Raw genomic sequence first — 20,259 nt, 5'->3', positions numbered from 1 at the left:
CCTGTGCGTCGTCATCGTTTTCGACGATGTTGACGCCCATTTCCGAGATCGCGGACATCACGTCTTCGATCTGGTCGGTGGACATTTCGTCCTGCGGAAGCGCCTCGTTCAGCTCGTCCACGGTGATGTAACCGCGCCGTTTCGCCTTTGCGATCAGCTTCTTGATCGATGCCTCATTGAGGTCGATCAGCGGTGCATCGTCGGTGGTTCCGGTGGTGTCGTCGGACGCCATGTGCTGCTTCATTCCTGTTCGCCAGGCGCCTTGTCGGACGACGCCTCTATTTGTTCTTTATGCGCTGCCTCGGCAGCACGTTTGCGGGCCATTTGCCCGAGTCGCGACTCGATTTCCAGCTTTCGTTTCCTCAGCCTCTGCTGCTCGACCCAGGAGCCATCCGGGTCGTCTGCAAATCGCGCCGTGGCCTTGGCGATCGCCGCATCCAGAGCCGGTCGCTCGACGAGCACCGCGACAGCCTCGGCCAGATCCTCACGCGCTGTCAGCGGGTCGGCGCCCTCCGTCAAAAAGGAGTAGTGGGCCCGATCCGGCAGCGGGAAGTAATCCTTTAGCCCAGATATGGGAGGCGTGGGCCCGGCTTCAAGCGTATCGGCAAACGCAAGTAGCCGATCGAGACCAGCAGCAATGGCCGGATCGACAGGGGCAAGCCGCGCCAATGCCTCAGCATGCCAGGCGATCTCGCGGGGGTAACGGGCCAGTCCGGCGAGCACGGCCTGAGCCAGCTTGTCGCGCGATCCGCCAGCAGCGGCACGCTTGAGCTGGCCTGCGGCCTCGGGAGACAAGGTAGGCCGTTCGGGCGTCCAGCTTCCCCGTCGGCCGCCCGCGCCCTTGATCCACTTGCCGCCATCCTTTCGCGGGCTTTCACGGCGCGGGAATGCAAAAGCGGAAAATCGTTCGAGCAACTCTCGCCGGTAAAGCGCCTTGATGTCCTGGTCCTGGATATCTTCGACATGGGCAAGCAACCGCGCCTTCAGGCCCGCCTTTTCTTCCGGCGTACCCAAGGGCGCGGCATCGCGTTCATGCTCCCACAACGTGTCGAGCAAGCTGCGCGGCTCGCCCAGCAGCCGCTCCATCGCCTCGGCGCCGTCCCGTTTCACAAGGTCGTCCGGATCAAGTCCTTCGGGGAGGGTGACAAAACCGAGCGAATGGCCCGGACGCAGCAGCGGAAGAGCGCGAGTGGCTGCGCGAAAGCTCGCCCGCTGTCCCGCAGCATCTCCATCGAAGCAGAGGAGTGGCCGTTCCACCAGGCGCCAGAGCAGTTCGATCTGGCGCTCGGTCAGCGCCGTGCCGAGTGGGGCAACCGCATCCTCTATCCCAGCTGCCGCCAGCGCGATCACATCCATGTAGCCTTCTACGGCCACGACCCGGCCGGAGCGGCGGGAGATCGGCCCGGCGCGGTCCAGGTTGTAGAGCGTACGCCCTTTGTCGAACAAAGGCGTGTCCGGCGAATTCAGGTACTTGGGAGCATCTGTTTTCCCGGTTTCGAGGATGCGCCCGCCGAACGCGATAACTCGTCCCCGTGCGTCGCGGATCGGCAGCATCAGCCGGCCGCGGAACCTCGCGTAAGGATCGCGGCCCTCGACCTCGATCAGCAGACCTGCGTCGATCAGCATCGGCATGTCGAACCGAGCAAGGGCCCTGGTAAGCGCCTGCCGGTCATCCGGGGCAAATCCAAACCCGAATCGCTCCTGCGTTCGGTCGTTGAAACCGCGGGATTTGAGATAGTCTCTAGCGCGTGCCCCGGCATTCGAGAGCAGGTTGCCCTGGAACCAATCCTGGGCGGCAGCCGTGACATCGTGCAAAGTCGCCCGGCGCTCAGCCTGGCGCGCCTCCCTCGGGTCGGGAGCGGGCATTTCCAGCCCAGCTTCCCCCGCCAGTTCCTTAACCGCGTCCATGAAGGACAAGCCGCGCTGGTCGGTCATCCAGCGAATCACGTCCCCGTGAGCACCGCAACCGAAGCAGTGGTAGAACCCCTTCTGGTCGCTGACCGTGAAGCTGGGCGTGTTCTCATTGTGAAACGGGCAGCAGGCCTTCCATTCATGGCCTGCTTTCTGCAGCTTTGTGGTGCGGCCGATCACGCCCGAGAGCGCGACCCGAGCCCGCAGTTCATCCAGCCATTGAGGTGACAGCGTCATACGCCGGCCTTGGTAGGCCCGGCAGTGCCTCTGGCCAAGCGATCACTCGCACGCCGAATCGAGATCTCCGGACGGAATGGTGCCCGCGGCATTCACGGTCGCGCCGCCCTGGACCAGCTGATAGGCAAGCTCTGCCGTCTGGGGCGGGCTGGTGCTTTGCCAGTAGACAGTGATCGGAGCGCCGCTCCATCCCTGGCCGCCGTTGACGGCCCAGACCAGCGCGCCATTGACACAGCGCACGGCAAGCTCGCTGTCGGGGCCGAGCGCGGCCTCCGCCTGCTCCCGGTCGAACCCGACTGTTCCTGTGAAGCCCGACACCGAATTAGCGGTGCGGAACACGCTGGTCCAGATGGCCGGCGTGACTTCGGCAACGTAGGTGTAGACCGTGGCTCCGCTCATCTCCTGCGGGTCACAGGCAGCAACGCCCACGGGGCAGGCGACGTAGCTGCTCACCTCACCGGCAGCGCCAACCGCTCCGGTCAGCTGGGCGGTCTGCACCGCTCCCGCTCCTGCGGTTATCGCCGGTCCAAGCTGGAGATCCACAAAGTCCGGCCCGAGCTGGATAGCCTCGCCTTCGCCCAGCGTTCCCTCACCGGGTCGGACTACTGGCAGGACATCGGCGCCGTCCTGGCCTCCTCCTTCCTGGAACGCGGTCTGGTCCTCACTCCCCCCGCATGCAGCGAGGGAAGCGGACAGGAAAAGAACGGCGGACAGGGCGGCTGGTCTCATCAAAAGCTCTCTTTCACCATGGTGCTGGCCTTGCTCATGTCCATCAAAGCGCCATGACGGGCTTTGAGTTCCGCCATCACGCGTCCCATGTCCTTTATCGAGCCGGCGCCGAGGTCCGCCTTCACTTGTTCGATGGCCGCCTTCGCTTCTTCGTCGGTCATCTGTTGCGGGAGGAAATCTTCGATCACCGCCAGTTCCTGGCGTTCCTTTTCAGCCAGTTCCTCGCGCCCACCAGATTCGTACATTTCGATGGATTCGCGGCGCTGCTTGGCCATCTTCTGCAGCACGTCGATGACCATCTCATCGTCGGGGACGTCCTTGCTCGCGGTGCGCTGCTCGATATCCCGGTCCTTCACCTTGGCCAGGATCAGGCGAACCGCAGCCAGCCGTTCCTTGTCGCCCGACTTCATCGCCGAAATCTGCGCCTGCTTGATCGTATCGCGGAGCATCCTATCTGCCTTCCTGTGCACTGGGTCGTATGCCGCCCGCTTAGCGCCGGAATTCCTTCCTGCACAGGTTGACGGAACCGGTGACGAAGTATAGCGGCCGGGACTTAGCACACAGCACCGGCAAAACAGTTTACGGAGGGCCCAATGGCCGACCCCGCCTCTTCGCACGCGCAACCTTCTGGGGCGACGGGAGTCCTCGTTCTGTCCGATGGAACAGTCCTTTGGGGCAGAGGCTTCGGCCACATCGGCAGTGCCGTAGGAGAAGTCTGCTTCAATACGGCGATGACCGGCTACCAGGAAGTGATGACGGATCCTTCCTACACCGCGCAGATCGTCACCTTCACCTTTCCGCACATCGGCAACGTCGGCGCGAACGAGGAAGATGTCGAATCCCAGGTGGAAAGCGCCGTCGGCTGCATCGTGCGGGAAGAAGTGACCCGCCATTCCAGCTTTCGTGCGGAACGGGAATTCGGCCAGTGGATGGCCGCGCACCTGAAGATCGGCCTTTCCGGCATCGATACGCGCGCGCTGACCCGCCGCATTCGGATGTCGGGCGCGCCCAATGCCGTCATCGCGCATGAGCCGCACGGCAACTTCAACCTGCCGCTGCTGCTGAAGCAGGCGCAGGAGTGGCCCGGCCTGGAAGGAATGGACCTCGCCCAGCGCGTCAGCCGTGAAAAGCAGGAGACGTGGGAAGGCGGACGCTGGCAACTCGGTACCGGGTACAGCGAGGCTTCTCGTGAAGCCCGGCCGCACGTTGTCGCGATCGATTACGGCAGCAAGGACAACATCTTCCGCAACCTGGCGCACGCGGGCGCTCGGGTCACTGTCGTACCTGCGAAAACCACGCTTGAGGAAGTTCTCGCGCTCCAGCCGGACGGGGTATTTCTTTCCAACGGGCCGGGTGATCCGGCGGCGACCGGTGCTTATGCTGTGCCGGTGATCCGGGATCTGCTGGACCGTGACGTGCCGATTTTCGGCATCTGCCTTGGGCACCAGCTGCTCGCCTTGGCGGCGGGCGCGCAGACAACCAAGATGTTCCAGGGCCACCGCGGGGCGAACCACCCGGTAAAGCGGCTGGAAGATGGCATCGTTGAAATCACCAGCATGAACCACGGGTTCGCGGTCGACAGCGCAACGCTGCCGGACAGCGTCGAGGAAACGCACGTCTCCCTGTTCGACGGGTCGAACTGCGGGATTTCTATCCGGGGCAAGAAGGCCTTCGGCGTCCAGTACCACCCGGAAGCCAGCCCGGGGCCGCAGGACAGCTTCTACCTGTTCGAACGCTTTGTAGGGATGTTGGCGCGGGAGAACGCGTGACGATCTCCGCGGAAAAACTCTCCCCAGCCACGCACTAGTCGAAGGCCGCTACCGAGCGCCTCGTCAACCTGGATCAAAAGGCACTTCTAATGCCCAAACGCACCGACATCTCCTCGATCCTCGTCATTGGCGCGGGACCCATCATCATCGGACAGGCTTGCGAATTCGATTATTCGGGTACGCAGGCGATCAAGGCGCTGAAAGAGGAGGGCTACCGGGTGATCCTGGTCAACTCCAATCCGGCGACGATCATGACCGATCCCGAGTTCGCCGATGCGACCTACATCGAGCCGATCACGCCCGAGATCGTCGCCAAGATCATCGAGAAGGAGCGCCCCGACGCGCTGCTGCCGACGATGGGTGGGCAGACGGCGCTGAACACGGCGCTCGCGCTGTTCAATGACGGCACGCTCGATCGTCTGGGTGTGCAGATGATCGGCGCCAACGCCGACGCGATCGACAAGGCCGAGGACCGCCAGCGCTTCCGCGAGGCGATGGACAAGATCGGGCTGGAAAGCGCGCGCTCCGGCGTTGCGCACAGCGTGGAAGAAGCGCTTGCGGTGCTGGAACGCACGGGGCTGCCCTCCATCATTCGGCCCAGCTTCACGCTCGGCGGCACGGGCGGCGGGATTGCCTACAACAAATCCGAGTTCGAGGCCGTCGTCCGCTCCGGCCTCGATGCTTCGCCCACCACGGAAGTACTGATCGAGGAATCGCTGCTCGGGTGGAAAGAGTTCGAGATGGAAGTCGTCCGGGATCGGAAGGACAACGCCATCATCGTCTGCGCGATCGAGAACGTCGATCCGATGGGTGTCCACACCGGCGATTCCATCACCGTCGCCCCGGCTTTGACGCTGACGGACAAGGAATACCAGATCATGCGCACGGCCAGCATCGCCGTGCTGCGTGAGATCGGCGTCGAAACAGGCGGCTCCAACGTCCAGTTTGCGGTCAATCCGGAGGACGGGCGCCTGATCGTGATCGAGATGAACCCACGCGTCTCGCGCTCCTCGGCGCTGGCATCGAAGGCGACCGGCTTTCCCATCGCCCGGGTCGCGGCCAAGCTCGCGGTTGGCTACACGCTGGATGAGATTACGAACGAGATCACCGGGGCAACTCCGGCGAGCTTCGAGCCGACGATCGACTACGTCGTCACCAAGATCCCGCGCTTCGCGTTCGAGAAGTTCAAGGGCGCAAAGGCCGAACTGTCCACCGCGATGAAGTCGGTCGGGGAAGTCATGGCCATTGGCCGCAACTTCAAGGAAAGCCTTCAGAAGGCGTTGCGAGGCCTTGAAACCGATCTCGACGGGTTCAACCGCATTCCCGAACTGGAAGGCGCATCGCGCGACGGGATCACGGCCGCGCTGTCACGGGCGACGCCGGAGCGGCTTCTGGTCGTTGGCCAAGCCTTCCGCGAAGGCTTCACCGTTGAGGAAGTCCAGGCGATCACACACTACGATCCCTGGTTCCTCCGCCACGTCGAAGAGATCATCTACGAAGAGCGGATGATCATGGCCAACGGCCTGCCGCACGATGCCGCCGGGCTCCGGCGTCTGAAAGCGATGGGCTTTTCCGACAAGCGGCTTGCCACACTGGCGGTCCGATCAGTCGGGGTCGCGGGCGGAATGGCCGAAACCCAGGCGCGCCGGTCCGGCCTCCTGCACGACACCTTGCGCGCGATGGCTGGCGCCACCAGCGAGGAAGAAGTCCGCGAACTGCGCCAGAGGCTGGGTGTCTTGCCGGTGTTCAAGCGGATCGACAGCTGCGCCGCCGAGTTCGAGGCGGTCACGCCCTATATGTACTCGACGTACGAGGCTCCGACCTTCGGTGAGCCGGAGAACGAGGCCTGGCCGTCGGACCGGAAGAAAATCGTCATTCTTGGCGGTGGACCCAACCGGATCGGGCAGGGCATCGAATTTGACTACTGCTGCGTCCATGCGTGCTTCGCGCTGGAGGAAGCCGGGTTCGAAACCATCATGGTCAACTGCAATCCGGAGACGGTTTCGACCGACTACGACACGTCCGACCGCTTGTACTTCGAACCTCTGACGGCAGAGGACGTGCTGGAAATTCTGCGCGTCGAACATTCCCGCGGAACCCTGGTGGGTGTCATCGTCCAGTTCGGTGGGCAGACCCCGCTGAAGCTTGCTGCGGCGCTGGAGCGTGCAGGGATTCCCATCCTCGGCACGTCGCCCGATGCGATCGACCTGGCAGAAGATCGGGAGCGGTTCGCCCGGCTCGTCAACAAGCTGGGCCTGCGGCAGCCGATGAACGGCATCGCCCGCAGCCGGGACGAAGCCGCTGCGGTGGCGGCGCATATCGGGTATCCGGTACTGCTGCGCCCATCCTACGTCCTGGGTGGACGGGCGATGGAAATCGTGGATTCCGAAGCGCAGCTGGATGACTATATCGCGACCGCGGTGAACGTATCCGGCAGCAGCCCGGTGCTGATCGACCAGTACCTGCGCGACGCGATCGAATGCGACGTCGACGCGTTGTGCGACGGCAATGAAGTCGTGATTGCCGGAGTGATGCAGCACATCGAGGAAGCGGGCGTCCATTCGGGCGACAGCGCATGCTCCTTGCCGCCGTACAGCCTGCCCGATGCGATCGTTACCGAAATGGAACGGCAGGCTCAGGCGCTTGCGCTTGCACTTGGCGTGAAGGGGCTGATGAACGTCCAGTTCGCGGTGAAGGACGACGAGGTTTACCTGATCGAGGTCAATCCGCGGGCAAGCCGCACCGTACCGTTCGTCGCCAAGGCAATTGGCCAGCCGATTGCCAAGTTCGCAGCGCGGATCATGGCGGGGGAGAAGCTGGCCGACCTCCCGCCGATCAAGCGGGAGCTCGACTATGTTGCGGTGAAGGAGGCGGTGTTCCCCTTTGCGCGCTTCCCCGGGGCGGACCCGGTGCTGACACCGGAGATGAAGTCCACTGGCGAAGTCATGGGAATCGATAGGAATTTCCTGACGGCATACGTCAAGTCGCAGCTGGGATCAGGCACGGTCTTGCCCAAGAGCGGGGTTCTGTTCGTCTCGGTCAAGGATAGCGACAAGCCGCAGATCGTCGGCCCGGTAAAGGGCTTGGTAGATTTGGGCTTCCGAGTAGTCGCAACCGGGGGCACGGCTCAATATCTTGCCGACGCCGGCCTGCCGGTCGAACGTGTGAACAAGGTGGCCGAAGGACGGCCGCACATCGTGGACCGGATCGTCGATGGTGAAATCTCGCTGATCTTCAACACAACGGAAGGTTGGCAGAGCCACAAGGACAGTCACTCGATCCGCGCTTCCGCGCTGCAGATGAAGGTGCCGTACTATACCACCGCTGCTGCCTCGATCGCAGCGGCTCAGGCGATTGCTTCGGTGGAAACCAGCGACCTTGAAGTGCATTCCTTGCAAGAGTATTACGGCTGAAACAGCGCGTTCTCCTGAAAACCGATACAGCGGCCCCGGTCATCTCCGGGCAGGTGCGGTTCTTAACGGATAATGCGATAGAACAGGAATTGTTGATGGAACGAGTGCCGATGCTGGCGGAAGGCTATGAAATGCTGACCGCCGACCTGAAGGCCCTTCGGGAAGAGCGTCCAAAGATCGTGGATGCGATCGAGGAAGCGCGCGCCCACGGTGATCTTTCGGAAAACGCCGAATACCACGCGGCGAAGGAACGCCAAGGTCAGGTCGAGGCCCAGATTGCTGATCTTGAGGACAGGGTCAGCCGTGCGCAGATCATCGATCCGACAACGCTTTCCGGCAACCGGGTGGTGTTCGGGGCGACCGTCACGCTGCTGGATGAGGACGACAAGCCCTGCCGATACCAAATCGTCGGGCAGGCCGAAGCGGACGCCAAGCAGGGGCGCATCTCTTATGATTCGCCGCTAGGCCGCGCTCTCATCGGAAAACAGACTGGAGAGGAAGTGGAAGTTACCGTCCCTTCCGGGGATCGCTTCTACCTTGTCGAGAAAGTAGAATTCATCTGACACAAAGAAAGGGGGGAAACCGATTGACGGCTTCCCCCCCTGTGTCTTCATCCCCGCAGAGCCTACTTGCTCGGAAGCTCCGGCTCCAGCAACTTGTGCAAGTTGACGATTACGTACTTCATTTCCGCATCGTCGACAGTGCGTTGCGCGCATCCGCGCCATGCTTCCTCGGCAGCGGCGTAGCTGTCGAAGACACCCACCAGATCGACCTGCGCCGGATCCTGGAATTCGAGCCCCTGGGGATCAACGACCCGGCCGCCCATCACCAGATGCAAAAGCTGCTTTGCCAAGCTTCAAACCCTCCGAGTTGAGTGAATTCACCCGCTCTTTAGGGCCATCAGCAAATGCCGCAAGGGTGCAACGCCTAGTTGATGATCCGCGAAGCGCGAGCGGACACATCAGCTTCGGCCGCTGCCGCATCGTCGGCCAGGCTGCGCGCCTTGTCTCCAACAGCTTCGCCGGCCTTGTGCAGCTTGTAACCAGCCGCCCGCCCAGTATCCTCCAGCGTTTCCTTGCCGGAAACTGCCGCGTCTTCTGCGGCTTCGAGCGCCTGGCGGATGTACTCCATCGCCGTGTCGGCAGCTGTTGCCGCAAGCCCGGCCGCAGCACCGCCAGCCTTCGCCGCACCGCGACCGGCCTTGGCAACTTTGCGCGCAGGGTGACGGGGGAACATGGCCCCGAGGACCGCGCCCAAGGCGAAGCCGCCGATGACAGTCGTGAACGGGTGGTCGTGCGCGTAACCAAGGACGCCATCCTTGGCCTCCACAGCCGTTTCGCCGGCTCGCTCCATCAGCGAATTGCTCGATGAGTTCTCAGCTCGCTGCCGATTGCGCTCCTCTGCGGCTTCGATCTTGATCGTCAGGTCTTCTCGGCTCGCTTCGGGCATAACATTCTCCAATATCGGGTATTCTCTTGCTGAACGGCGGGATCGCGCGTCCTTCGGTTTTCGCTATCAACCGTGGCAGTCGCAGTCGCAGTCGCAGTCATGGTCGCCGTGGATCAGCGACGAAATTCCGCCGATGATCGGTCCGCCGGCAAACAGGAAAGCAGCTGCCGCAACGCCCGCCGCGGTCTTGTAGGGGTTGTCTTCGGCAAAGGTCCGCGCCTCGTCGGCCACTTCCATGGCGCCATCCTTGGCGCGATCGAGGGCCCGGTCCTTGACGCTGCGCTCCTGCAAGTCTTCGCGAATGAAGGCGATATCGGTCTTGCACAGCGCATACGCTGCATCGCGCGTACGGCGATCCGCGGCCAGTTGGGTTGCGAGATGCTTCATCAGGAGGCCTCGTTCTTGTTGCTGAAGGCGTTCATGATTTCCTTCACTCGGCTATACGCCATCATACCGAGAATCGCTGCGCCGATCAGCAGGACTCCGACGACCACCGCAGTAGCACCCCAAGCGGAAATCAGCGGGGTAAGGGCGATGATCAAGCCGACCGCAAGCGCGATCAGGGCGACGAAAGCCAGCGTGCCGGCGACCGCGCCGTACATCGCTACCTTCTTGCCGCGATCCATCGCGAACGTGGCGCGGGTTTTCTGGAAGTTCAGTTCTGCCTGGGCGTAGGTCTTTCCGTCCTCGAACAAGGCGGAGACATCTTCGACCAGCGACCGCTCTTGCGGCGGCGGCGGCGCGGGGTCCGCTTCGAGAGGCTCGAAGCGGACCCGCTCCCCGCCCGGAGGCGGGGCCAGTTCTTCCTTGACCATCGTCACTTGTTGGACCCGCTGCACATCCGGCCGAACATGAAGCCTGCAACCGCAGCAACACCGACGGCAGCGCCGGGATTGGAGCGAATGAATTCACGCGCTTCCGCAGTCAGTTCATCCACGCTCTTCTCGTCGAGCATCCGGGCCGTATCTTCCAGGCTCTTGGAAGCCGTACGGGCATAGTCGCCGTACTTCGGACCAAGGTTCTGATCGACCATCGACGTGTTGTCGGAAACGGTCTTGCTCAGGCTCATCAAGGCATCGCTTGCCTTGTTCTTGCCCTGAACTGCCAGATCATTTGCCTTGACCTTGGCCTGCGCCGACAAGTCCGAACTGGTCGACTTCGCCTGCTCGGAGTAGGTACCTGCCCGCTGCTTGGCTTCGTCCAGCAGGTGCGAGGCACCTTGCTTGGCTTCCTGAACCGCCGCTCCGAAACGCGACTGCGCATCGTGCACCGCGCCAGCAACCGCAGCCTTCGCGCCGCCGCTGGAGGAACTCGATCCGCTGCTACCCATGCCGGTGCCGCCTACACCCGTGGCCGACTTGGCCGGAATGCTGTCGCCGGCGATTGCCGGACGCGGAGCGGTCGCTGTACCGATCGGCGACGTCGGAGTGGTCGCGGTCAGCGTTGCAGTCGCCGGCTCGTTCACCGGCGGATTGGCAGCGGTACCCGTGACCGGCGTGTTGGAACCCGTTTCCGGCTTCGGCGTGACGGGAGTGATCTTTTTCGTAGGAATCTCTTCCATGTTTTGCCCTTTCCGTTTGCCCCCAAATGGGCCTACTTGATTTCCGGACACCCAATAGTCCCCGGTTCTTCACCAATTCGAACGCGGCTTGCACCGCATGGTTCCGGCGCATAGGAGGCCGGGCCACACCACAGGAGCAACAAACGTCATGACCGCCATCGCCGACATCCACGGACGACAGATCCTCGATAGCCGGGGCAATCCCACCGTCGAGGTGGACGTTTTTCTGGAAGACGGCAGCTTCGGTCGGGCCGCCGTACCGTCTGGCGCGTCCACCGGCGCACACGAGGCAGTCGAACTGCGCGACGGGGACAAGGGTGAGTACTTCGGCAAGGGGGTGAAGAAGGCCGTCTCCGCCGTGAACGGAGAGATTGCCGAAGCCTTGCTGGGGCTCGATGCCGAAGACCAGCGCGATATCGATCTTGCGATGCTGGCGCTGGACGGGACGGAGAACAAGAGCCGGCTTGGCGCCAACGCAATCCTCGGGGTCAGCCTGGCCGTGGCCAAGGCTGCGGCGGACGCGCGCGGTCTTCCGCTGTACTCCTATATCGGCGGCGTCTCGGCCCACCTCCTTCCCGTGCCGATGATGAATATCATCAACGGCGGCGAACACGCCGACAACCGCATCGATTTCCAGGAATTCATGGTCATGCCGGTCGGGGCCGAGAGTATTGCCGAAGCAGTGCGCTGGGGCGCGGAGATCTTCCACACACTGAAGAAGGCGCTGAGCGACAAGGGGCTGTCCACCGCGGTTGGGGACGAAGGCGGCTTTGCGCCGGATATCGGCAGCACGCGCGATGCGCTGGACTTCCTGATGCAGTCGATCGAGAAGGCTGGCTTCAAGCCAGGTGCGGACATCGCGCTGGCACTGGACTGCGCGTCCACGGAATTCTTCACCGACGGCCGTTACGACATGGCGGGGGAGGGCACCTCGCTCTCGCCGACCGAAATGGCGGATTACCTGGCCGACTTGTGCGCAAGCTACCCGATCCGTTCGATCGAGGACGGAATGGCCGAAGACGACTTTGAAGGCTGGAAGGCACTGACCGACAAGCTCGGCGGCAAGGTCCAGCTGGTTGGCGACGATCTGTTCGTGACCAATCCGCGGCGCCTGCAGATGGGAATTGGCAGAGGCCTCGCCAATTCACTGCTGGTGAAGGTCAATCAGATCGGCACCCTGACGGAAACGCTCCAGGCGGTCGATATCGCGCACCGGGCGGGCTACACCGCGGTGATGTCGCACCGTTCCGGCGAAACCGAGGACGCCACCATCGCTGATCTCGCCGTCGCCACCAACTGCGGCCAGATCAAGACAGGCTCGCTCGCGCGGTCGGACCGGCTGGCGAAGTACAACCAGCTAATCCGCATTGAGGAAGAACTTGGCAGCAGCGCGCTGTACGCGGGCGAGGGGGCGTTCGGCCGTCTGGCTGGCTAAGCTCTCGGCTGAAAAAGTGCCTACGCGGTCAGGTGCGACTGCCGAGCAGTGCACCTGACCGGGTTCCCAGGCGGCAGGCGACCTGACGGCGCCGGGCGCCGACGGGAACACAGCACGGCCCGGTGGCTCTAAAAGGGTCAGCGGGAAGGCTAGGGGCAGGAGGAGGGCCGCTTCGGGCGCGGCCGAAGCTGTGCCGGATCAAAGGCTGTCTGTCACCGGGTGAAAGCAGGTGAACGCGCAGAAGGTCAGCACTGGGGGTTGCGGCCGGGGCACATCTGGCCGAGTGTTCTCCGGCGATCATGCAGGGGAGGTTGGTCGACCTCTCAGCCGATCAGCGTCAAGGTGCCAGCATGAAGGGAAGCGAAGGCGACTTCAGGCGACAGGGCGGGGCAGTCGCTTGCTCTGTCAGAAATCGCCGAAAGGCAGGGAGGAACGGCCGATCTGATCCGGTGAGAAACCGCTCCGCCCGCGTTACTCCTCCTGCCCGCCGTTGCCGAAGCGCAGAAGGCCGCTGGCCAGGAACTGGTTCATGCGTGTGTGACCATCCGGCGTCAGCCGAATGAATACCCGGCGGGCATCGGCTTCGTCATTCTCCCGGACGACCAGCCCTTCCTTTTCCAGCAGGCCGATCCAGCGCAAGGCAGTGGTTGACGGCACATCGGCGGCGATGCAGGCGCTGGTCACCGAAACGCGTTTCCCCTGACTTACCGCGATGTAGAGATCGAGCAAGAGATCCCACGCGGGCTCACCGAAAAGTTTGCTGTCGAAGAACTCGCGGCGGCGGCGGCGCTGGTGATACATCTGGCGCGCTATGTTTTCGAGACTGGTGGAGCCCTCCGAAGCAGCCACATCCGGGTTCTGGCTATCCAGATCGGCTGCGCACGCTTCCTCCGGGTGAATCTCCTGCGCAAGGGTAAGTAATTCCTTGGCAAGCGAAGTCAGCCGTTGAGCTCGGGTCCTGACATTGCGCGCGGAAACAAGGTTCATGTTGCGTCTTCACGTTGGCAGGGAGCCCGAAGCCCCATTGCTGGTGGGTGTCCGGCGGATGTGCCGGAACCGCGTCAGAACCGCAGGTCAATTTTGAACCAAAATGGAGATGTAGGGTCGCGCGTCAGTCGGACGGTACTTCCGGTCCGTTCTGGAACTCGTGCTGTAGAGCATCTATTGCCATGGCGAGATAGGCTGCGGAAATGTCAGCCCCAACAAAATCAAGCCTTTCCAGGCAGTCGAGCAATGTTTCCTTCGCTCGGAGGAGAGTGTCGGCGCGGTCCATTTTGGATTCATCCCTTGCCGGGACGATTTCTACTCTGCTCATCGAGTGAAACACGCTGTGCTGCAACACGAACTTTCCCTGGTGATTCGAGCCGTCTGGTCAAAATCCTGCGACGGCTTGGAGCGCCAGAAAGATCGGGGGGTGTTCAACATCTACCGGTTCTTTCAGGTCCTGCGCTGCGCTTCAGCGACGCATTGCTGAGTGAGTTCGATTTCGCGCTTCTTCTTCGGATTGAGAAGGTACTGCCAGACACCCCAGGCGTTGATGACAAGGAGAATGGCGTTCATCGCGGCAATCGGCAGAGCATCACTGGTCAGCCCGGAAACGATCCAGGCAACCGCGACAAGGCAGAACAGGACAAACCCCCACCCGGTGGCTTTCCGGCCAAAGTCAGCGGCAACCAGCCCGGCTGCGAGCATGGTCCCGACCGCAGCTATCCACTCAAGCGTCCCGTCCATCCGCCGACAAGCATCGAACGGGCTTTAGGTTCCAGCTTGTGTCAGAAGTTGAAGCTGATGCTCTGACAGCTGCAGAGCGGTCGATTCCGGCAGCGGATCGAGCTGACGCACCGTTCGGGCACTCGCGATCGGGGCAGGGATGGCTGGCTGGTACCGCAGCCAGGCCAAGGCGATGGCCGGAAGGGTTGCACCTGTTTCTTCGGCAACGGCATCCAGCGCCGGCAGGACCCTGATCCCCTTTTCGGCATAGCGGCGCACGCCTTCACCGCGCTGCGACTGTGCGAAGTCCGCTTCCGTACGGTACTTGCCGGTCAGATACCCGGCAGCCAGTCCGAAGAAGGGCAGCATCGCCACGCCGCGGTCGGCGCACAGTTTCTGCAGTTCCGCCCCGTACTGATCGCGGCCGACAAGATTGTATTCGTTCTGCAGCACCGTGAATGGGGTAAGACCGCGCTCATCCGCGATATCGAGGATCGCGCTGAGTCGACCGGCATCGTAGTTCGAAGCGCCGATCTCACGAACCTTGCCCGACCGGACCAGCGCGTCGAATCCATCGGCGACTTCGCTCTGGGGGGTCAGCTGCTCGTCCCGGTGGGCATAATAGAGATCGACGTAGTCGGTCTGCAGGCGATCAAGGGACTTTTCGAGTTCCTTCGCTACCCGCTCGGGTGAAAGGCCGCCGGGGCTCCCTTCCATGTTGGTCTTCGTGGCAACCCGCATGTCGCCGCGCACGCCGCGCGACGCCATCCACTTGCCGATTACCGTTTCGCTTTCTCCACCGGCGTGACCGGGCACCCAGGAAGAGTATCCTTGCGCCGTGTCCACCATGCGCCCGCCGTTTTCGTAGAACGCATCGAGGATCGCAAAGCTGGTGTCCTGGTCGGCCGTCCAGCCGAACACGTTTCCGCCCAGCACCAGCGGGATCCCCGCCAAGGCATGATGGCGCGTCACCGGAACTTCTCCTGAATTGCCAGCAGCGCCATGGCCGCTTCGGCCGCGCCGGCTCCCTTGTTGGCCTGGGCGGGATCGGCCCGCACGATCGCCTGCTGCTCATTTTCGGTGGTGAGAATGCCGTTGCCTACCGCGATGCCGTCCATCGTCAGCGCCATGATGCCGCGCGCACTTTCCCCGGCCACGATTTCGAAGTGATAGGTCTCTCCGCGGATTACCACGCCAAGCGCAACGAAGCCGTCGTACTTGCCGCTCTCGGAGGCGGTGGCGATGGCACCCGGCACCTCCAGCGCGCCGGGGACGGTGAGCACTTCCACCTTGTGCCCGGCATCCTTCAGCGCCTTCCGTGCCCCGGCGATCAACATGTCGTTGAGATGGTCGTAGAAGCGGGCCTCCACGATAAGAAATCGGGCCATTACAGTTCTTCCTCGCTCACGATCGGCCGCTCACCGACGATAGACAGGTCATACCCTTCCAACCCGACGAGCGAGTGGCGGGTGTTGGTCAACAGGATCATGTCGTGCACACCCAGTTCCGCAAGGATCTGTGCCCCCACGCCGTAATCCCGCTGTTCGGGTGGAGTGGGCTCAGCTTCCCGGGTCTTGTCGCGTTGTCGGATGGCACGGGAGATATAGTCGGGTGTCGGCCGGCTGATCAGGACCACGACGCCGGCGCCTTCATCCCCGATGATCCGCATCGCACCTTCCAGCAGGCCGCTGCGCCCGCTTTCCTCGGCGAAAATATCGTCGAACAGGGACATGGCGTGCATCCGGACAAGGGTAGGGCGGTCGGGGTCGATACGCCCTTTCACCAGCGCCAGGGTCTCCGTCTTCGTGGCCTTGTTGTAGAACCCGTAGGCCGCCCATTCCCCACCCCAGCGGCTGCGAAAACGGGTTTCGGAGGTCTTTTCGACCAGATGATCGTGCTTGCGACGATAAGCGATCAGGTCACGGATCGTGCCCATCTTCAGCCCGTGACGGCGACCGAACCGGACGAGATCGTCAAACCGGGCCATCGTCCCATCCTCGTTCAGGATTTCGCAGATCACGCCCGAAGGATTGAGCCCGGCGAGCCGGGAGATGTCCACGGAAGCTTCCGTGTGGCCTGCGCGCACCAGCACGCCGCCTTCGCGCGCGACGAGCGGAAAGACATGGCCGGGGGTGACGATGTCATCCGCACCCTTGGACGCGTCCGTGGCAACCGAGATCGTGCGAGCCCTGTCGGCGGCGCTGATCCCCGTGGTGACTCCGACCCGCGCCTCGATCGAACTGGTAAACGCGGTCTCATAGCGAGTGCGGTTGTCCCGGCTCATCATCTCGAGGCCGAGCTGCTCGATCCGTGCGGCGGTCAGCGCCAGGCAGATCAGGCCGCGTCCGTGGGTCGCCATGAAGTTGATTGCGTCGGGAGTCGCCATCTGCGCGGGAATCACGAGGTCGCCTTCGTTCTCCCGATCCTCGTCATCGACCAGGATGAACATGCGGCCGTTGCGCGCTTCGTCAATGATCTGCTCGATCGGGACAAGCACCGGAGTCTCGTCGTTCTCGCTCAGGAACCGCTCAAGCTTGGTGAGCGTCTCGGCGGTTGGATTCCAGCTCGGCTCCGTGCATTCCCGCAGCGTGTTGGCATGAAGTCCGGCAGCCCGGGCGAGACCGGCCCGGCTCATCGTGCCATCTGAGATAATCGCGCGAACGCGAGCGATAGTGTTGTCCATGAGCACTTGGTATCACATCACACTGTGCATCGGAAGCTACGAGTTCACAGTGCGATGGCGTATAAACCGCTTGAAGCCCGTCTGACCCCGAAGCATGAGGGTGCGGTGAGCGAACAGACGCAATCAACCGAGTCTCTGCTGGAGACATTCCGCGATGCCATGCGCCACGTCGCGGCGACCGTTTATGCGGTCACCACCGGCGACGGAACGGACCGTTACGGGATCATCGCTACTGCGGTAAGTTCCCTGAGCTTCGAGCCGCCTTCGCTGCTGGTGTGCGTAAATCGCCGCGCTTCTCTGCACGAACCGCTTGCGTGCGCTTCCACCTTTTGCGTCAACGTGCTGGGCCTTGCGAACCGTGACGTGGCGGATAACTTCGTGCGCGGCGGATCCGGGGATGAGCGGTTCGCGGTTGGCGCGTGGGAAGAGATGCACGGCGTTCCCGTGCTCGCCACCGCGCAATCCAGCCTGATCTGCCGAACCGCCCATTGTCATGAATTTGGCACCCACACGATCTTCATCGGGGAACTGATCGCAGCACGCCATCGGGACGATGCGATGCCGCTGGTCTATTATGACCGGCACTACGTCGATATCGGCGACGCGACCGTGCGCCAACCCGGCTGACGGTCGCAGCAGCAAGTCTAGCGCATGGCCCGCTCACGCATCCGCAGCAGATGCTCCGGATAGCTCAGGCCTCTACCTGAAGGTAGGTAGAGCCGAATTTCCTCCTCCAGCTGCTTTGCCCGGTGCTCCGGGGAAGGGTAGGCGCCGCTCCGCAACAACCCTCCACCCATCCTGCGTCCGAGCTCCGAGCGCCAGAACGCGGGGGCAATGGCTGGATCGTACCCGGCGTTCGCCAGCAAATGGATGCTCAGCCGGTCAGCTTCGACTTCGGCCTGCCGGTTGAGCTGCCGATTCTTTCCGAACTCCCCAAAAAAGCCTTTTTCCACATTCGCCTGCGACAGGCGCCGGCGGTGCTCCAGGATTGAATGGGCCAGTTCATGCGCCAAAGCTACGGCGACCGAATGGTCGCTTTCCGCCGCCAGAAATCCGTAGCTTACCTGCACCACGCGTCCGTCGGAGCGCGCCTTGGGCTGATCGTCGGCCAGAACTTCGACCAGACTGCGGCATCCTTTCGGCGCATCGATCTGGTGCACCGCGGATTCGCCAAGGCGCTTCACCGCTATCCTAGTGAGGGCTCCCGCTGGGGTGGCAGCCAACATCGCGAAAGCCCGGTCCCTGAGGTGCGGCTCTCCAGCCGCAGGGGCTTCGATGGAGGCCCCGTTGATGGCGATCACCCCGTCATCCGGGAGAAGCCCCGCTTCAGCCGCCGGGCTCTGGGGCACTATCGCAGAGATGGCCACCGGCGCTCCTTCCGGGAAAGCGTCTCCGGCACCGTCTGCATACTGATCGGAACTGTGGAGAATAATCCCGGTGAGGGGCATGTGCTCGCGGCACAACCGATCGTTTGCCCTCAACAACGGCTGAGCGATCGCTGCGAGCCGCTGATCCTGCACGCGAAGCACCGTTACCGCGTCCATTTCCTGAGCGACGGCGGGTGCCAAAAAGACAAGCGACGAGAGTGCTAAAAATGCCACACTTAGTTCCATGGTGAATAAGGTTGCGACCAATCTTGAAGCAAATCAATCCCTTGATCATCTCCGATTTGGTCACTTCACTGCCCGTCTTACACAGATTGAACTATGCCGATCCGTCCGGGCGCCTTCGACGGCGTTGCGCGATTGCCAAGCTTTGTACGTCGCTGTAATTGGGCGCCGTCCAGAAGTCGACGTTCAGGGTTGACGCATGGGAGGCTCGTGATACGTCACGGGTGAAAGTACGGAAGGGTTGCAAATTATGTTTAAGAAAGCACTTCTGGGTCTCGCAGCTGCGGGCACCGTTCTGGGTTCGACTGCTGCCCAGGCAGCTGTTGCTCCGACTCAGGTCCAGGCCGCTCGTAGCGATTCGTCGGCTGCCAATGTTGAAAACATGGCTGGCGGAATGTTCGGCGCCGGCGCCAGCTATGGCTGGCTGCTGCTGGTCGCCATCGCTGCCTCCGTGGTAGCGGTTGCCGTGACCGACGACGACGACAGCCCCGTCAGCCCGTAATCGGCTGCCGAAAGGGAATAGGAGGAGGCGGCGGTGCGCAAGCATCGCCGCCTTTTCTTTTGCCGTGAAGCGGACTAGTGCCTCCCCCGAAGGATTCAGCCCAGAATTTCGGGACTGACTTCCCCGATGTTCCGAGCGCCGAGCATTGCCATGGTTCGCACCGTCTCGGTGCGCAGGATATCAATTGCCCTCGAAACTCCGGCTTCTCCGCCGCCCGCCAAACCGTAAAGCGGGGCGCGGCCGACAAGAACGGCGTCAGCGCCAAGCGCGACTGCCTTGATAATGTCGCTGCCCCGGCGGATGCCACTGTCGAGCAGCACCGTCATGCGGTCGCCGACAGCCGATGAAATCGCGGGCAAAGCTTCGATCGACGCAATTGATCCGTCGAGGGCGCGTCCTCCGTGATTCGAGACCACCACACCGTCGATGCCGAGGGCTAGGGCGCGCTCGGCGTCATCGGCTCGCAGGATGCCCTTCAAGACCAGCATGCCCGGCCAACTGTCCCGAAGCTGGGCAACGCCGTCCCAATCCAGATCATCCTGCTTGAACAACGCTCCCGGTGGCGCTCCCTTGGTGACCTTGGTCCGGAGGTGCCTGGGCAGATTGGCCTGGCTCGGGATCCCGCCCGTCAGTGCATAGCGGCCCATTACGCCTGCCAGCCAGCGAGGGCGGCGCAGGACAGCGGCAGTGTTGCGGCGGTTGAGCTTGAACGGCGTGCCGAAGCCGTTGCGCTGGATGTATTCGCGGTTAGGCGGCACCGGGAGATCCAACGTGACCAGCAACGCCTCGCAGCCCAGCTGCCATGCGCGTTCGACCACGGTCATCGACAGCGCGCGGTTTTCCCAGAAGTAGAGCTGGAACCACAGCCGGGCACCGGACGTGGCGATTTCCTCAAGGTCCATGGTGCTGGCGCTTGAGATGGTGAAGGGAACGTCCGCCTTCGCTGCGGCCCGCGCCAGGGCCAGGTCGCCCTGGTACCACAGCAGCCCCGCCGCACCCGTTGGCGCAATTGCAAGCGGGAGCGGGGTCTGCCGACCGAACAGGCTGGTACCAGGATCAATCGACTGCACCCCGCGCAAGACGCGCGGCCGGAATCTTATGTGATCGAACGCGGCACGGTTGGCAGCCATGCCGCGTTCGTCTTCTACACCGCGCTCGAGGTATTCCCAGATCCCGTGCGGCAGCCTGCGCCGGGCACGCTCCCGCAGATCGGCGAGGTTGTAGCAGCCGAAATCCCCGGCCACGCCAAA

Annotated in this window: 22 protein-coding genes; 5 read left to right on the top strand and 17 right to left on the bottom strand. The window is 62.9% G+C overall.

Annotation, left to right across the window (positions count from 1 at the left end; all coding sequences use genetic code 11):
• From ELY13_RS05515 to ELY13_RS05500, 4 genes are all read right to left on the bottom strand, one after another.
• Positions 1–232, bottom strand: a 232-nt coding sequence (locus ELY13_RS05515; protein ID WP_277600633.1) for an RNA polymerase sigma factor region1.1 domain-containing protein, incomplete at its 3' end; no start/stop codon positions are given.
• Between the two features lie 8 nt (positions 233–240).
• Entirely contained in the window at positions 241–2,148 is a 1,908-nt protein-coding gene (dnaG, locus tag ELY13_RS05510; RefSeq protein WP_126172882.1) for a DNA primase, read from the bottom strand.
• 42 nt (positions 2,149–2,190) lie between these two features.
• Entirely contained in the window at positions 2,191–2,877 is a 687-nt protein-coding gene (locus ELY13_RS05505) for a hypothetical protein (protein ID WP_126172881.1), read from the bottom strand.
• Positions 2,877–3,326, bottom strand: a complete 450-nt coding sequence (locus tag ELY13_RS05500) for a GatB/YqeY domain-containing protein (RefSeq protein WP_126172880.1) — start codon at positions 3,324–3,326, stop codon at positions 2,877–2,879. Before ELY13_RS05500 ends, ELY13_RS05505 begins: the two co-directional genes overlap by 1 nt.
• Positions 3,327–3,470: 144 nt before the next feature.
• Between ELY13_RS05500 and carA the strand changes: the two genes are divergently transcribed.
• The 3 genes from carA to greA all read left to right on the top strand — a co-directional run bounded on the left by carA (position 3,471) and on the right by greA (position 8,622).
• Complete coding sequence (gene carA, locus ELY13_RS05495; protein WP_126172879.1) at positions 3,471–4,646, top strand: glutamine-hydrolyzing carbamoyl-phosphate synthase small subunit; 1,176 nt, start codon at positions 3,471–3,473, stop codon at positions 4,644–4,646.
• An 89-nt stretch (positions 4,647–4,735) separates the two neighbouring features.
• Complete coding sequence (gene carB, locus ELY13_RS05490) at positions 4,736–8,059, top strand: carbamoyl-phosphate synthase large subunit (protein WP_126172878.1); 3,324 nt, start codon at positions 4,736–4,738, stop codon at positions 8,057–8,059.
• Between the two features lie 95 nt (positions 8,060–8,154).
• Positions 8,155–8,622 (top strand): transcription elongation factor GreA, encoded by a 468-nt coding sequence (gene greA / locus ELY13_RS05485; RefSeq protein WP_126172877.1) that lies wholly within the window; start codon positions 8,155–8,157, stop codon positions 8,620–8,622.
• Between the two features lie 62 nt (positions 8,623–8,684).
• Here the strand turns inward: greA and ELY13_RS05480 are convergent, their stop codons facing one another.
• The 5 genes from ELY13_RS05480 to ELY13_RS05460 form a co-directional block, all read right to left on the bottom strand.
• A complete protein-coding gene (locus tag ELY13_RS05480; RefSeq protein ID WP_241233558.1) occupies positions 8,685–8,885 on the bottom strand; it encodes a DUF4170 domain-containing protein in 201 nt (66 codons plus the stop codon).
• A gap of 101 nt (positions 8,886–8,986) precedes the next feature.
• Complete coding sequence (locus tag ELY13_RS05475; RefSeq protein ID WP_126172876.1) at positions 8,987–9,508, bottom strand: hypothetical protein; 522 nt, start codon at positions 9,506–9,508, stop codon at positions 8,987–8,989.
• Between the two features lie 66 nt (positions 9,509–9,574).
• Positions 9,575–9,895, bottom strand: coding sequence for a hypothetical protein (locus ELY13_RS05470; protein WP_126172875.1), 321 nt, complete (start codon positions 9,893–9,895; stop codon positions 9,575–9,577).
• Complete coding sequence (locus tag ELY13_RS05465) at positions 9,895–10,323, bottom strand: phage holin family protein (protein ID WP_241233557.1); 429 nt, start codon at positions 10,321–10,323, stop codon at positions 9,895–9,897. Before ELY13_RS05465 ends, ELY13_RS05470 begins: the two co-directional genes overlap by 1 nt.
• Before the next feature lie 2 nt (positions 10,324–10,325).
• Positions 10,326–11,069: a hypothetical protein gene (locus tag ELY13_RS05460; RefSeq protein ID WP_241233549.1), complete on the bottom strand. Its 744-nt coding sequence runs from the start codon at positions 11,067–11,069 to the stop codon at positions 10,326–10,328.
• A 148-nt stretch (positions 11,070–11,217) separates the two neighbouring features.
• Between ELY13_RS05460 and eno the strand changes: the two genes are divergently transcribed.
• Positions 11,218–12,504, top strand: coding sequence for a phosphopyruvate hydratase (gene eno, locus ELY13_RS05455; protein ID WP_126172873.1), 1,287 nt, complete (start codon positions 11,218–11,220; stop codon positions 12,502–12,504).
• Positions 12,505–12,975: 471 nt separating this feature from the next.
• Here eno and ELY13_RS05450 read toward each other — a convergent pair whose 3' ends face one another.
• The 6 genes from ELY13_RS05450 to ribB form a co-directional block, all read right to left on the bottom strand.
• Positions 12,976–13,491, bottom strand: coding sequence for a winged helix DNA-binding protein (locus tag ELY13_RS05450; protein WP_126172872.1), 516 nt, complete (start codon positions 13,489–13,491; stop codon positions 12,976–12,978).
• A 124-nt stretch (positions 13,492–13,615) separates the two neighbouring features.
• Positions 13,616–13,846, bottom strand: coding sequence for a hypothetical protein (locus ELY13_RS05445; protein ID WP_126172871.1), 231 nt, complete (start codon positions 13,844–13,846; stop codon positions 13,616–13,618).
• Positions 13,847–13,941: 95 nt separating this feature from the next.
• Entirely contained in the window at positions 13,942–14,235 is a 294-nt protein-coding gene (locus ELY13_RS05440) for a hypothetical protein (RefSeq protein WP_126172870.1), read from the bottom strand.
• Between the two features lie 24 nt (positions 14,236–14,259).
• On the bottom strand, positions 14,260–15,186 hold the full coding sequence (locus ELY13_RS05435) for an aldo/keto reductase (protein ID WP_126172869.1): 927 nt from the start codon (positions 15,184–15,186) through the stop codon (positions 14,260–14,262).
• Positions 15,183–15,602, bottom strand: coding sequence for a 6,7-dimethyl-8-ribityllumazine synthase (gene ribH / locus ELY13_RS05430; RefSeq protein WP_126172868.1), 420 nt, complete (start codon positions 15,600–15,602; stop codon positions 15,183–15,185). The genes ELY13_RS05435 and ribH overlap by 4 nt, the downstream gene beginning before the upstream one ends.
• Positions 15,602–16,897 carry a 3,4-dihydroxy-2-butanone-4-phosphate synthase gene (ribB, locus tag ELY13_RS05425; protein WP_126172867.1) on the bottom strand — a complete coding sequence of 432 codons (1,296 nt, stop codon included), beginning with the start codon at positions 16,895–16,897 and terminating at the stop codon, positions 15,602–15,604. Before ribB ends, ribH begins: the two co-directional genes overlap by 1 nt.
• A gap of 105 nt (positions 16,898–17,002) precedes the next feature.
• On the opposite strand from ribB, the gene ELY13_RS05420 reads away from it, so the two are divergent.
• Positions 17,003–17,524 carry a flavin reductase family protein gene (locus ELY13_RS05420; protein ID WP_164549702.1) on the top strand — a complete coding sequence of 174 codons (522 nt, stop codon included), beginning with the start codon at positions 17,003–17,005 and terminating at the stop codon, positions 17,522–17,524.
• Positions 17,525–17,541: 17 nt separating this feature from the next.
• On the opposite strand, the gene ELY13_RS05415 is transcribed toward ELY13_RS05420, so the two are convergent.
• Together ELY13_RS05415 and ELY13_RS05410 are read right to left on the bottom strand one after the other, a co-directional pair.
• Positions 17,542–18,246 carry a M48 family metallopeptidase gene (locus ELY13_RS05415; RefSeq protein WP_206435984.1) on the bottom strand — a complete coding sequence of 235 codons (705 nt, stop codon included), beginning with the start codon at positions 18,244–18,246 and terminating at the stop codon, positions 17,542–17,544.
• 858 nt (positions 18,247–19,104) lie between these two features.
• Positions 19,105–20,253 carry an alpha-hydroxy acid oxidase gene (locus ELY13_RS05410; protein ID WP_126172864.1) on the bottom strand — a complete coding sequence of 383 codons (1,149 nt, stop codon included), beginning with the start codon at positions 20,251–20,253 and terminating at the stop codon, positions 19,105–19,107.
• Positions 20,254–20,259: the final 6 nt, after the last annotated feature.

The organism is Altericroceibacterium xinjiangense (assembly GCF_003958635.1).
In the GTDB taxonomy this organism is placed as follows: Bacteria; Pseudomonadota; Alphaproteobacteria; order Sphingomonadales; family Sphingomonadaceae; genus Altericroceibacterium_A; species Altericroceibacterium_A xinjiangense.
Note: the sequence above shows the minus strand (reverse complement) of the source record. Positions and strands in the feature narration are given on the sequence as shown.